Origin of the sequence: Pseudomonas sp. MTM4, from assembly GCF_019355055.1 — a bacterium.
In the GTDB taxonomy this organism is placed as follows: Bacteria; Pseudomonadota; Gammaproteobacteria; order Pseudomonadales; family Pseudomonadaceae; genus Stutzerimonas.
The window spans coordinates 3,323,360-3,336,975 of sequence record NZ_CP048411.1 but is presented as its reverse complement, the minus strand read 5'-3'; the positions used below and the strand labels follow the sequence as shown (position 1 = coordinate 3,336,975).

The window sequence follows — 13,616 nt, the reverse complement described above, 5'->3', positions numbered from 1 at the left end:
CGCATCGATGCAGCAAAACCTGATAGCAGACCGCAGCTTCAGCGGTCTGCCAGGTCATTACATCCAGCCACGTTCCTTGTAGTAGCGCTCGGCGCCTTCATGCAAAGGCGCGGACAGGCCGACCTTGATCATGTCTTCCGGCTTGAGGTCCTTGAACGCGGGGTGCAGACGCTGGAACCGCTCGATGTTCTCGAACACCGACTTGACCAGCTTGTAGACAACTTCAGCATCGACCTTGGAAGTGGTGGAGAGCACCGCCTTGCCACCGATCGACTGGGTTGCGCTGTCGTTGCCGGCGTACATGCCGCCCGGAATTTCAGCCTTGGTGTAGTAGGTCTTCTCAGCCAGCAGCTTGTCGATTTCCGGGCCGGTGATCGGTACCAGAACCGCATCGACGGTGGTGGTGGCTTCCTGAATCGCGCCGTTGGGGTGACCGACGAAGTAGGTCATGGCATCGATGTTGTTGTCACCCAGCGCACTGGCCAGTTCGGCCGGCTTGAGTTCCGCTGCGAGACTGAAGACCGACTGGTCCCAGCCCTTCACTTTCATGATTTCTTCCAGGGTGTCGCGCTGGCCGGAACCGGGGTTACCTATATTGACGCGCTTGCCCTTGAGGTCGTCCAGACCCTTGATGTTGGCGTCACGGCGCGCCAATACGGTGAAAACTTCGCTCTGCAGGGAGAAGATCGCGCGGATGTCGTCCATCGCGCCCTCTTTCTCGAACGGCGACAGACCTTCCATCGCCTTGTATTGATGGTCCGACTGCATGATGCCGAAGTTGAACTCACCGCTACGCAGTCCGTTGACGTTGGCCACACCGCCGCCACTGGCTGGCGCGTTGCACTTGACGCCTTCAGCATTGCGATTGACGAAGCGGCAGATCGACTGACCAGCAACGTAGTAAACACCCGTTTGGCCACCGGTACCGATGGTCACGAATTGTTCTTGCGCCTGAGCCACACCGCTCAGACCGGTCCCCGCCAACGCGGCGGAAAATATCCATGCCAAGGATTTGCCTTTCACGGATTCACTCCTTATTGGTTGTTGGATTGCCTCGCCGCACCTCGTGAGCATTTGGCGAGAAGTTGGGAGTCTAGCAGGCCATCGGTTTCACACGTAACGCTGTGAGCGACGCAGGTGAAGCGCCGAGGGCGGCCAGCACATCGAGACCGGACATTTCGACTCAGTTGCCCGGCGTGCGTTCCAGCGTGCGCGTCGCTGACGGCTCAGCCTTCCTCCGGGTCCTGCTCTTTCTCACCCAGGCGCCGATACAGGGTCCGACGACCGATCCCGAGCAAGGCTGCGGCACGACGTTTGTTGCCCTCGACCCGCTCCAGCACGTGGTGGATGTAACGCATCTCCAGCTCGTCCAGAGTCGGCAGCAACGGGCCGTCGATCATCAGCCCGAGCAGTTCGTCGGCGCGGGTTGCGGGCGTGCTTTCCTGATAGCTGGCGATGCGCGTCGGCAATTGCTCCAGCTCGATGTCACGCCCATGACAGAAGGTCACCGCGCGCTCCATGGCGTTCTGCAGTTCGCGTACGTTGCCGGGGAACGGATAGCGCCGCAGCTGTTCCAGCGCGGTGCGCGACAGGCCACGCACGGGTCGCCCGTCGCGTGCAGCGAAGTGCGCGACGAAACCGGCGGCGAGAAGCTCGCGATCCTCTTCGCGGTCGCGCAGCGGGGGCACTTGAAGGATGAAGGTCTCCAGACGGAAGAACAGATCTTCGCGAAACGACTCGCGGCCAGCAGCCGTTTCCAGCGGACGGTTACTGGCGGCGATGATGCGTACGTCGACACTCAGTTCGCGCTCGCCACCCACCGGGCGAATGGTGCCCTCCTGCAGCACGCGCAGCAGTTTGGCCTGCAACGGCAACGGCATTTCGCCGATCTCGTCGAGAAACAAAGTGCCGCCGTCGGCCTGTTGGAACAGCCCCTTGTGCGCGCGGTTGGCGCCGGTAAAGGCGCCGGCGGCGTGGCCGAAGAACTCGCTTTCCAGCAATTCGGCCGGCAGCCCAGCACAGTTGATCGCCAGGAAAGGCCGCTGCGCCCGCTCACTCTCGGCATGCACGGCGCGGGCGACCAGTTCCTTGCCGGTGCCACTTTCGCCGATCACCAGCACGGGACCAGCCGCGCGGGCCAGCTGGCGGATCTGGTCGAACAACTCGCGCATCGCTCGACTGCGACCGAGCATGCCGTGAAAGCGGTCGTCGCTGAGCAGCTGCTGAAAGCGCCGCACCTCGCCGCGTAAACGACGGGTCTCCAGCGCACGCGAAACGGCGAGACCAAGATGATCCAGATCCAGCGGCTTGGTCAGAAACTCATCGGCGCCTTCCTTCAAGGCCGCCACCGCCTGCTGAATACTGCCGAACGCGGTGATCACCAGAAACGCTGGCGCCGCCTGCATTGCCTTGACCCGCCGCAGCAGCGCCATGCCATCGGCGCCCGGCAGGCGCAGGTCGCTGATTACCAGATCCGGTTCCCAGCTCTCCAGCAGCGGCACGGCATCTTCGGCGCTGGCCATAGATTGCACCGTTAACGCGCGGTCTTCCAGCTCCTCGACCAATAGCTGACGCAGACCGTCGTCATCTTCCACCACAAGCACCCGCTGCGGCGCGCTGTCATCCTGCTGCATCCTTATCCTCCTCATCAGCCAGCGCCAGAGAAATACGAAACGCCGCACCACCCAGCGAGCTTTCGACCAATTCGATACGGCCGCCACATTCGGCCACCACGCCATGGGCCACGGCGAGCCCGAGCCCACTGCCCTTGCCTACCGGTTTGGTGGTGAAGAACGGCTCGAACAGGGCCGCGCGATGCTGCTCGGCCACACCGGGGCCGTCGTCCTCGACTTGGAACAGCAGGCAGTCGTCCTCCCGCCACCAACGCAGCAGCACGCGGCCGCCCGGACTGGCCTGGGCGGCGTTGCGCAGTAGATTGGTCAGGGCCTGTTCGAAGCGCGGCGGATCGACCTCGCAATGCAGAGCCGTGGCAGGCGCCTTGAGCATGAGTGCAACCTTCAGCGCGGCCAGCTCGTCGGCCACCGCGGCGGCCGCCGAATGCGCCAGTACATCGGCGGGCATTCGTCGGGCCGGAAGGCCAGCGGCGCGGCCAAATTCCAGCAATTGCCGGACGATTTGACTCAGGCGCTGCACCTGACTGCGTATCTGCAACAGGCCCTTGCGTTGCCCGTCTTCCAGATGCTCGCTGCGTAAAACACGCTGCGCCTTGCCATCGATGACGCTGAGCGGACTGCCCAGTTCATGGGCGACACCGGCCGCCAGACGACCCACCGCGGCCAGTTGCTGGGTGCGCCGCAAGCGGGCTTCGAGTTCCGCCTCGCGCGCCTTCTGCTCGGCCATGCGCTGTTCGGCATCGGCGATGCTGTCGAGCATCTGGTTCAGCGCGCGACCCAGTACGGCGATCTCCTGGGGGCCGCTGCGAGGTGCGCGATGACGGCGATCCCCCGAAGCGACCCGCGCCATGCTCTGGGTCAGCTGTTGCAAATGCCGGCCGATGGCCGACCAGTGACCGAGCAGGACGATGCAGACCGCCGCCAACGCCAGCACCGCTGCGGAAATGCCGGCGATCACGCGCAGCCGGCGTGTGTCGCGCTCGAAATCCGTCCCGCGACGAGTGACCTGCAACAGCCCATTGATGCGTCCGCCGCTCTGTTCGAGCGGCACGAAGTAGGAATACACCTCGCGCCCGCGGATGCGCTGATAGCCGCCACGACGCTTGCCGTCGGCGGTCAGCTCCTGAATCGAGGATTGATCCTGATCCGGCTCGATGGCCCCGGCAAAGGCCACCAATTCGCCCTGATGGTCATAGAGATAGGCGCCATAAACACGACCGACGCCAAGCACCGACTCCAGTACCTGCTGCGAAGTGCGGTCGTGCTGTTTTTCCAGACTGTCGCTGAGTGGCAGCCGGACCGCCCGCGCGACCAGCTCGACCTCTTCCTGCAAACGCCGCTCGCTGTTGCGCTCGACCGTCCACAGCAACAGGTAACTGAAGCCGAGCATGATCGCCACCAGCGGGATCACGACCTTCAACAGCAACGCGCCGCGCAGGGTCGAAGTTCTTTGCCAAACTGCTACATGTGCCATTTCGGCACGATACAGAACCGCTTCCGAAGCGTCGACGCGAACAAGACGGCCGGCATAAGTACTTATGAATCAAAGGGTTATCGGTTGCGTCTGTTTTGGCACGGGTGATGCACCCTTCCTTGCGTCTTTCAGAAGCCAGGAATATCGAACATGACCAAGCTGAAAACCCGCCTTGTATCCGCCAGCCTCGCCGCCCTGTTCATGGCCGCCGGCGCTTCCCAGGTGTCGGCGCAGCAGGCCACCCAGGCCACTCAGCCCGCCCCGGCCATACAGGCGTCGGACATCAGCGACCAGAAGCTGGAGAAGTTCGCCGACTCGCTGGGCGAAATCATGGAGATTCGCGAGGACTTCACCGCCAAGCTCGAGAAGACCGGCGACCCGGCCGAGGCCCAGCAGCTACAGCAAGAGGCCAATGAGAAGATGATGAGCAGCGTCGAGGACAACGACCTCAGCATCGAGGAATACAACGCCATCAACCAGGCCGTACAGAGCGACCCACAACTGCGTGATCGCGTCATCGCCATGGTGCAAAAATAAAGGCTCACAGACTCAACGAGCCCCGCCTACTTCGGCGGGGCTTTTTTTCGGTCCGCAAAAGTCGTGGCGTGCAAGCTGCTCGCTCACTTCCACGCAGCGCCAAGCCCCCGTTAGAAAGGTACGCAGTGACGTGGTGCGTAGGGTGGGCTTCAGCCCACCGTTAAGACGCGGAATCACCAAGGCGCGTCAACGCCGGAGCGTGGGTACGATCAAAGCGAGCGCGGAGTTCGGTTAGATGCCCTTCCACGTATCGTACCGGTCATGTTGGTGGGCTAAAGCCCACCCTACAAAAGCTGGGTCGGGTGGTTACGGCGTTGCCCGCTCAACACTTCCCACGCAACGCCAACCCCTTGAGGAAGTTGCGCAGTAACGTAGGGTGGGCTTCAGCCCACCGTTAAGACGCTATGACGCGGAGTATCACCAAGGCGCGTCCAAGCCAGCGCGTGGGTACGATCAAAACGAGCGCGGAGGTCGGTTAGATGCCCTTCCTCGTATCGTGGCGATCATGTTGGTGGGCTAAAGCCCACCCTACATAGCTAGTCATGCGGCGCAGGGTGGGCCGGGTGGTTACGGCTTTGCTCGCTCGGTCACTTACCGCGCAACGCCAAGCCTTTGAGGAAGTTACGCAGCAGCTGGTCGCCACAGACCCGGTAGTTGCTGTGCCCGGCCTTGCGGAACAGCGCGCTGAGTTCCGGTTTGGATACCGGGAAATCAGCTGCCTTGAGGATTGCGTGTATGTCGTCCTCCTTCAGCTCGAAGGCCACACGCAGCTTCTTCAGCACCATGTTGTTGGTCACTGGCACTTCGATCGGCGGGGTTGGGCGGCTCTCGTCCTTGCCGCGTTTGTAGATCACCAGGCCGTCGAGAAAATACGCCATGATCCGGTCGCCGCAGGGTTTGTAGCCTGCCTCGTCTTCCTTCTTCAGATAAGCCACCGCCTCGGCATCGGGGAGTTCGCACCCCGTGAGCCGGGTGATCTCGGCGATCTTCGCGTCATCGACGTTGAGGATGTAGCGCAGGCTGCGCAGCACATCGTTGTTGACCATGGATAATCCTTACTTCGTTTGTATGAGCGAGCGCGGCGATGGGTGATGCGCTGAATTCTGTGATCCAGGCAATGACGATGGCGGCTCGGATGGGCGCGGAGTATAGGGGATAGCACAAATGTTCAGGAAAGCGCCGCTCGAACGGTACTCGGCAAGGCGGCGAGCTGACGGCTGCAACGCTCGTCCGTTCAGGCCGCTACTGCGGCAACTCCACGCTGACCTTGATCGCCGAATACCAGGCCGTCAGGTCGGCAATATCTTCCTCGCTCAAACTCGCGGCGATAACGCTCATCTGTGGATGTTTGCGCGCGCCGCTCCGAAACGCTTTCAGCTGACCAGCTAGATACAGCTCGCCGTTGCCGGCCAGATTAGGTGCGTCCGCCGCTTTGCTCAGCCCATCGAGGCCATGGCAGGCCGCACACATCTTCGCCTTGGTTTTGCCTGATGCAATGTCGCCTGCTGCTTGCGCCGTCATTGTCGTCGCGCACAGCGCCGCGAGCAGGACCAACCGGAGAATCAGCCAACCGTTGCGATTACCTGATGCCATGAATTCTCCTTGATGCGTGTGGCTGCCGCGCCGCCAAACAGCGCGGCGCCGGCCAGCCCCGTTACCTCGGTGGCTCAGTTCTCGCCGCCGTCGTATGAGATACGGTAGATGGCGCCTGCGGTGTCATCGCTGACCAGCAGGGAGCCGTCCTTTAGCTGGGCCACGTCGACGATACGGCCGAAGTACTCGCCGGTTTCCTCATTCAGCCAGCCTTCGGCGAAAGGCACCGTATCGCCGGACGGCGCACTGCCGTCGGCGGCGAACGGTGTGAACATCACCCGCGCGCCAGCCGGCACGGTGCGGTTCCAGCTGCCGCGCTGCGCACTGAACAGCCCCCCGCGATACTTCTCGGGAAACATTTTGCCGGTGTAGAACGTCAGCCCCATATCAGCTGCGTGGGCCACGGTTTCCACGACGGGAAAGGTCAGGCCCTCCGGCGGCGTCTCCTCAGCGTATTCATTGGTGCGCACCTGACCGCCGCCATACCAGGGCATGCCGAACTGCATGCCGGCCTTCGGCGCGTGGTTGATCTCGCCAGGCGGGGTGTCATCGCCCATGCCGTCTACCTGGTTGTCGGTAAACCACAGCTCCTTGGTGGTCGGGTTATAGGTGATGCCCACCGAGTTGCGTACGCCGGTTGCATAAACCTCGCGTTTGCTGCCATCGCGCTCCATGCGCACGATGCCGCCGATGCCGTGCTGGTTGTACAGCTCAAGCTTGTCCTTGGACGGCACGTTGTGTGGCTGCCCGAGCGAAACGGTCAGCTTGTTGTCAGGCCCCACGGCACAGACTCTAGCGCCGTGGTTGTAACTCTCCTCATCGGTCGGAATCAGCTCGCCCGTCGGCACGACGATGTCCGCCGCCACGTCCGGACCTTCGTAGAAAAACTCGGCGGCAGGGAACACCAGCACGCGGTTGTGCTCGGCGACGAACAGGAAGCCATCGGGGCTGAAACACGGGCCCGGCTGGGTAAAGGAGATAGCCGGCGCGAAGCGTTTGACTTCATCAGCGGTGCGATTCTTGGTCCGGTCGGTAACCGCCCACAGATCGGTCTTACGGGTGCCGACGAACACTACGCCGCTGGACGGCCCAACCGCCATGTGCCGCGCATCCGGTACCACCGCGTAGAGGTCGATCTTGAAGCCGTCCGGCAGTTTGATGCGTTTGAGGTTGTCCCTAATCGCATCGGCGATCTCGCCGTCCTGCGGCACGGTTTTCATATCCAGGGACTGGCCGGTGGTCTTCATCGAACGCATGCGTTCCAGCGCTTCGTCACTGGTCGGCGCGGCCATGGCGGACCCCGCCCCGATGAACAGCAAGGCACTGAGGGAAACGAAAGCGAGTTTCATAGGGCGGCGACCTCTGCGGTCGATCGACTTGTCGGGGCGATCGTTGTTGTTTTGTAAGCGGCTGCACAACGGCATAGGCAGTCGCAAGTGGCTGGCTCGCCGACAGCTGAAAAGTGAGCGCGTTGTCAAAGCGTAGCGCTAAAAATGCCCTTTGCCAGACGATGTGCGTGACTGGACGCTTACCCGTCGAGCATCGGCGCCGCCGGCCATCCACCACATGCGCTCGCGCAATGACAGCCCTGAACGGCGCCGTTACACTGCGCGCCGCGCATACGCTTGCCGTCACGCCCTTTCACGCTCACCTCTGCCGGGGCCACCGGCCAGGACTCGCCATGATTCGCATCAACGAACTGCAACTGCCGCTCGATCACCCCGCCGACGCCCTGCGCCAGGCCGTCGTGGCGCGCCTGAAGATCACCGATACCGAGCTGCTCGGCTTCAACGTCTTCAAGCGCAGCTATGACGCGCGCAAGAAGAACAGCGAGATCACCTTCGTCTACATCATCGATGCCGACGTGGCGAGCGAAGACCAGGTGCTGCAGCGCCTGGCCAACGACCGCAACATCCGCCCAGCCCCGGACACCGGCTATTACCCGGTCGGCCAGGCACCCGAGGGACTGAACGAGCGCCCGCTGGTGATCGGTTTCGGCCCGTGCGGCCTGTTCGCCGCGCTGAGCCTGGCGCAGATGGGCTTCCGGCCGATCGTGCTGGAGCGCGGGCGCGACGTGCGCAGCCGCACCAAGGACACCTGGGCGCTGTGGCGCAAAAAGGTGCTGAGCCCGGAATCCAACGTGCAATTCGGCGAGGGCGGCGCCGGGCTGTTCTCCGACGGCAAGCTCTACAGCCAGATCAAGGACCCGAAGTTCTACGGTCGCAAGGTGATGTACGAGTTCGTCCGCGCCGGCGCGCCGGAAGAAATCATGTTCGTCAGCAAGCCGCATATCGGCACCTTCCGCCTGACCGGCGTGGTCTCGACCATGCGTGAAGAGATCAAGGCGCTGGGCGGCGAAGTGCGCTTCGACAGCCGCGTGGTCGACTTCATCATCGAAGACGGCCGCATCCAGGGTGCGCGCATGGCTGACGGCGAGGAAATTCGCAGCCGCTATGTGGTGCTCGCTCTGGGTCATAGCTCGCGCGACACCTTCCGCGTACTGCACCAGCACGGCGTGTATATGGAAGCCAAACCCTTCGCCGTAGGCTTTCGCATCGAGCATCCGCAATCACTGATCGACAGCGCGCGCCTGGGCAAATATGCCGGGCATCCGGAGCTGGGCGCCGCCGACTACAAACTGGTCTATCACGCCAAGAATGGCCGGGCGGTCTACAGCTTCTGCATGTGCCCGGGCGGCACCGTGGTAGCGGCCACATCCGAGCCCAACCGCGTGGTCACCAACGGCATGAGCCAGTACTCGCGCAACGAGCGCAACGCCAACGCCGGTATCGTCGTCGGCATCAATCCGGATGAGGATTTCCCCGGCGGCCCGCTGGCCGGCGTCGAGCTACAGGAAAGGCTGGAATCGCGCGCCTTCGAGCTGGGCGGCAGCGATTACTGCGCGCCGGGGCAGTTGGTGGGTGATTTCATTCGCGGCAAGGCTTCGAGCGAATTCGGCGAGGTCGAGCCGTCCTACAAGCCCGGCGTGCGCCTGGGCGACCTGGCACCGTCGCTACCCGATTACGTGATCGAGGCGATCCGCGAAGCCCTGCCGGCGTTCGGCAAGCAGATCCGCGGCTTCGACCGCGCCGACGCGATACTCACCGGCATCGAGACCCGCACCTCATCACCGGTGCGGATCAAGCGCGACAACGAATCCCTGCAGAGCATCAACACCCGCGGGCTGTACCCAGCCGGTGAAGGCGCCGGTTACGCTGGCGGCATCCTTTCCGCTGGAGTCGACGGCATCAAGGTTGCAGAGGCGGTGGCGACGGCGATGTTGGCAGACCTGGCCGGGAAGCATTGAGCGCTGGCGGGCGTCTTTCGCTCGTCTGGTGATGTACTCCCGCGCTCGACCCCAGAGGCGAAACCAGTGATAGAGTCGCTGCCATCGATTACCGCCGCAGGAGAAACCATGCGCTCGCTGTTCACCGCACTATTGCTGGCATTGCCGCTGACCATCACATCAATGGCCTTCGCCGCCGAATCGCCAGCCGGCCGCTGGCAAACCATTGATGACGAAACCGGCAAGCCCAGGTCCATCGTCGATATCCAGGAAGCCGCTGACGGCACGTTGAGCGGCAAGGTGGCGGAAATTCTGCAGTCGGACCAAGGCCCCAACCCGCTGTGCAGCGCGTGCGAGGGCGAGCGCAAAGACCAGCCGATCACCGGCATGACCATTCTCTGGGGACTCAAGCCCGACGGCGAACGCGTCTGGAGCGACGGCAACATTCTCGATCCCGCCAAGGGTAAGACCTACCGCGCCAAGGTCACCGTGCTCGAAGGCGGCAAAAAGTTGGAAATGCGCGGCTACGTGGGCATCGAAGCGCTAGGCCGCACCCAGACCTGGATTCGCCAGTAAGGCCGTAAGTCCTCAAACCAGGCGGGTCACACGGCGCTGGCCTGACCAGCGCTGCACCTCAGCGCTGGTTCGCGGGACCAACGCAACCGCGTCGATGTCGCGCGGAAGCTGGAATGACCGGTTCCACCCATCAAACACACCGATCAACCGACCGCGAGGGCACTGCCGCTCATGGTCGGCTGCTGTGTTGACGGCTCGATCACCCGTCACTATCGTTACCCGGCTGAATGGGTTGATGCCTCGCGTCAGCGCGCACATCAATGACCCGCTCACACTCAATTTGGGATAACCGAAGGCACACAGCGCCCGAAACCCCTCACCGGGAATCGGAGCCGTCATGGACCTTCGTTTGTTTCTACTATCGCTCACCGCCTTCGCTGCTGGCGTGGCGGAGAGTGTTCTTATCGGCATCTTGCCGCCATTGGCCAGCGACCTCCGGGTTTCGGTCAGCCTGGCCGGCCAGTTGACGACCCTCTTCTCCATCGCTTTTGCCGTAGCCGTCCCGCTGGTCACCTGGCTGACCAGACGCTGGGAACGTCGCCGCCTGCTGGTAGTGGCGCTGCTGATCTTCGCGCTATTCAATGCGTTCGCCGCAATCAGCCCGAACTACTCCAGCTTGCTCCTGGCTCGCATCGGCATGGCCGCCTGCTGCGGGCTGCTGATCGTCATGTCGACGCTGCTGGCATCGGAACTGGCGCCACCGGGGCAACAGGGCCGGGCCATCGGCATCATCTTCCTGGGCATCAGCGCCTCGCTGGTTTTCGGCGTGCCGTTGGGCGTACAGATTACGAGCTGGTTCGGCTGGCGCTGGGTCTTTTTTGGTATCGCGATTTACTCATTACCCCTGAGCCTGCTCCTGTGGCGATATTTGCCCGACAGCCGCTCCAGCGCCCTGCCAGGTCGCGCCGGCTACCTGAGACAGCTGAGCCACCGGCCGCTCTGGCTGGCGCAGGCCGTCTCGATACTGCTGCTCGGCGGGCACTTCACCTTATTCACCTATTTCACACCGTACCTGGCGGCCACCCTTGGGATCACCGATGCCGCCGCGGTGAGCGGACTGCTGTTGCTGATCGGCCTGGCCGCGCTGGGGGGCGGCTATCTGGGCGGCTGGCTGTCTGATCGCCTAGGTCCGCGCCTGGCGCTCGTGCTTATTCCGGCGGCCTTCAGCCTGGCGTTGGCGGCCATTCCGCTGAGCTTGAACAGCGCCCTCTTCATCCCGAGCGTGATGCTCTGGAGCACCATCAGCTGGATGATTTCTCCGGCCGTGCAGAGCTTTCTGCTCCACAGCGACCCCGCCAGCGGCAGCGCCGGGGTCGCTGTGAACACCTCGGCGATGCATCTGGGCGTGGGGCTGGGCGCGGCTATCGGAGGGCTGGTCATTGCGCTTGCAGGCGTTGGCTGGACCCCCTGGGTCGGTCTCGGCCTCACCGCACTGGCATTGCTCTGCGCAGTTGGCGCGTCTACTCACAGGAGCAATGCTGAATTGGACTCTTCCGATGCGCTCATGGCGGCTTCACATTCGCATACAGGCTCGCATTGACCAGGATTTCGCCCATCGTGTGGTCTGTATATTTCCTGCAAGAGCCAAAGACATACGGAACTAAAAGCGGAGCAATATTGCGGGTAACAAAAAGGCGCCCGAAGGCGCCTTTTTGTTACAGCTAAGCGATAATCAAGCCTTGTTGGCTTTCTTCGCAGCGCGGCTACGCTCGCCTTCGTCGAGAATCTTCTTGCGCAGACGGATCGACTTCGGCGTCACTTCGCAGAGCTCGTCGTCCTGGATGAACTCCAGCGCCTGCTCAAGGGTGAAGCGGACCGGCGGGACCAGGGCGATGGTTTCGTCCTTGCCCGAAGCGCGCATGTTGTCGAGCTTCTTACCCTTGGTGGGGTTAACGCCGAGATCGTTGTCACGGCTGTTCAGGCCGACGATCTGACCGTTGTAGATTTCCTGGCCGTGCTCGACGAACAGCTTGCCGCGCGCCTGCAGGGTTTCCAGCGAGTAGGTCAGCGCCTTACCGGTATCGATCGAAACCAGTACGCCGTTCTGACGACCGGACATGTGGCCGGACTTCATCACGTCGTAACGGTCAAAGATCGAGGTCAGGATGCCTGCACCGTTGGTCAGGGTCAGGAACTGGTTACGGAAACCGATCAGACCACGCGCTGGAATGTTGTACTCCAGGCGTACACGGCCCTTGCCATCCGGGACCATGTTGCTCAGGTCGCCCTTACGCAGGCCCATCTCTTCCATGACCTTTCCCTGAGCTTCTTCAGGGATATCGATGGTGACATTCTCGAACGGCTCGTGCTTGGCGCCGTTAACTTCGCGAATGATCACTTCTGGACGGCCCACGGCCATCTCGAAGCCCTCACGACGCATGGTTTCGATCAGTACCGACAGGTGCAACTCGCCGCGACCGGAGACTTTGAACTTATCGGCCGAATCGCCTTCTTCGACGCGCAGGGCCACGTTGTACAGCAGCTCCTTGTCCAGGCGCTCCTTGATGTTACGGCTGGTGACGAACTTGCCTTCCTTGCCGCAGAACGGCGAATCGTTGACCTGGAAGGTCATGGAAACGGTCGGCTCGTCAACGGTCAGCGGCTTCATCGCTTCGACGTTGTTCTGGTCGCACAGGGTGTCGGAGATGAACAGCTCATCCATACCGCTGACGCAGACGATGTCGCCTGCGGTGGCTTCGTCGACGTCGACGCGGTGCAGACCATGGTGACCCATCAGCTTGAGAATACGGCCGTTACGCTTCTTGCCCTGCGTGTCGATGGCAGTGACCGGGGTGTTCGGCTTGACGCGACCGCGGGCGATGCGGCCCACACCGATGATGCCGAGGAAGCTGTTGTAGTCCAGCGCCGAGATCTGCATCTGGAACGGGCCGTCGATATCGACGTTCGGGGCCGGGACGTGGTCGACAATGGCCTGGTACAGCGGGGTCAGGTCTTCGGCCATGTCGCTGTGATCCAGACCGGCAATGCCGTTCAGGGCGCTGGCATACACCACCTGGAAGTCCAGTTGCTCGTCGGTGGCGCCCAGGTTGTCGAACAGGTCGAAAATCTGGTCCATGACCCAGTCCGGACGCGCGCCCGGACGGTCGATCTTGTTGATCACCACGATCGGACGCAGGCCGGCTTCGAATGCTTTCTTCGTCACGAAACGAGTCTGCGGCATCGGGCCGTCCTGGGCGTCCACCACCAGCAGCACCGAGTCGACCATCGACATGACGCGCTCGACCTCACCGCCGAAGTCGGCGTGGCCGGGGGTGTCGACGATGTTGATGTTGTAGCCGCTCCACTTGATGGCAGTGTTTTTTGCCAGGATGGTGATGCCGCGTTCCTTTTCCTGGTCATTGCTGTCCATCACGCGCTCGTCGTTGAGCTCGTTGCGCTCCAGGGTGCCGGATTGACGCAGCAGGGCATCGACCAGGGTGGTTTTGCCATGGTCAACGTGAGCGATGATGGCGATGTTACGTAGATTCTCGATCACAGTAGTGGTCTCGTAGTTGGG

11 protein-coding genes are annotated in these 13,616 nt (G+C 62.5%); 4 read left to right on the top strand and 7 right to left on the bottom strand.

Annotated features, from left to right (window positions below):
• Positions 1-57: 57 nt before the first annotated feature.
• From GYM54_RS15465 to GYM54_RS15455, 3 genes are all read right to left on the bottom strand, one after another.
• Positions 58-1,023: a TAXI family TRAP transporter solute-binding subunit gene (locus tag GYM54_RS15465; RefSeq protein WP_131649450.1), complete on the bottom strand. Its 966-nt coding sequence runs from the start codon at positions 1,021-1,023 to the stop codon at positions 58-60.
• A gap of 203 nt (positions 1,024-1,226) precedes the next feature.
• Positions 1,227-2,633 (bottom strand): sigma-54 dependent transcriptional regulator, encoded by a 1,407-nt coding sequence (locus tag GYM54_RS15460; RefSeq protein ID WP_197444877.1) that lies wholly within the window; start codon positions 2,631-2,633, stop codon positions 1,227-1,229.
• Entirely contained in the window at positions 2,620-4,107 is a 1,488-nt protein-coding gene (locus GYM54_RS15455) for an ATP-binding protein (protein WP_197444876.1), read from the bottom strand. Before GYM54_RS15455 ends, GYM54_RS15460 begins: the two co-directional genes overlap by 14 nt.
• Positions 4,108-4,257: 150 nt before the next feature.
• On the opposite strand from GYM54_RS15455, the gene GYM54_RS15450 reads away from it, so the two are divergent.
• On the top strand, positions 4,258-4,644 hold the full coding sequence (locus tag GYM54_RS15450; RefSeq protein WP_181099450.1) for a DUF4168 domain-containing protein: 387 nt from the start codon (positions 4,258-4,260) through the stop codon (positions 4,642-4,644).
• A gap of 587 nt (positions 4,645-5,231) precedes the next feature.
• Here the strand turns inward: GYM54_RS15450 and GYM54_RS15445 are convergent.
• The 3 genes from GYM54_RS15445 to GYM54_RS15435 form a co-directional block, all read right to left on the bottom strand.
• Positions 5,232-5,690, bottom strand: a complete 459-nt coding sequence (locus tag GYM54_RS15445) for a DUF1456 family protein (protein WP_197444875.1) — start codon at positions 5,688-5,690, stop codon at positions 5,232-5,234.
• 196 nt (positions 5,691-5,886) lie between these two features.
• Positions 5,887-6,237: a cytochrome c gene (locus GYM54_RS15440; protein ID WP_181099448.1), complete on the bottom strand. Its 351-nt coding sequence runs from the start codon at positions 6,235-6,237 to the stop codon at positions 5,887-5,889.
• A gap of 74 nt (positions 6,238-6,311) precedes the next feature.
• On the bottom strand, positions 6,312-7,586 hold the full coding sequence (locus tag GYM54_RS15435; protein WP_197444874.1) for a sorbosone dehydrogenase family protein: 1,275 nt from the start codon (positions 7,584-7,586) through the stop codon (positions 6,312-6,314).
• Positions 7,587-7,918: 332 nt separating this feature from the next.
• On the opposite strand from GYM54_RS15435, the gene GYM54_RS15430 reads away from it, so the two are divergent.
• The 3 genes from GYM54_RS15430 to GYM54_RS15420 all read left to right on the top strand — a co-directional run bounded on the left by GYM54_RS15430 (position 7,919) and on the right by GYM54_RS15420 (position 11,639).
• On the top strand, positions 7,919-9,544 hold the full coding sequence (locus GYM54_RS15430) for an NAD(P)/FAD-dependent oxidoreductase (protein WP_197444873.1): 1,626 nt from the start codon (positions 7,919-7,921) through the stop codon (positions 9,542-9,544).
• A gap of 108 nt (positions 9,545-9,652) precedes the next feature.
• The gene (locus GYM54_RS15425) at positions 9,653-10,099 is read left to right on the top strand and encodes a DUF2147 domain-containing protein (protein WP_197444872.1); all 447 of its coding nucleotides are present in this window, start codon (positions 9,653-9,655) and stop codon (positions 10,097-10,099) included.
• A gap of 337 nt (positions 10,100-10,436) precedes the next feature.
• Positions 10,437-11,639: an MFS transporter gene (locus GYM54_RS15420; RefSeq protein ID WP_197444871.1), complete on the top strand. Its 1,203-nt coding sequence runs from the start codon at positions 10,437-10,439 to the stop codon at positions 11,637-11,639.
• Between the two features lie 132 nt (positions 11,640-11,771).
• Here the strand turns inward: GYM54_RS15420 and typA are convergent, their stop codons facing one another.
• The gene (gene typA / locus GYM54_RS15415; RefSeq protein ID WP_131649437.1) at positions 11,772-13,595 is read right to left on the bottom strand and encodes a translational GTPase TypA; all 1,824 of its coding nucleotides are present in this window, start codon (positions 13,593-13,595) and stop codon (positions 11,772-11,774) included.
• Between the last annotated feature and the right edge of the window lie 21 nt (positions 13,596-13,616).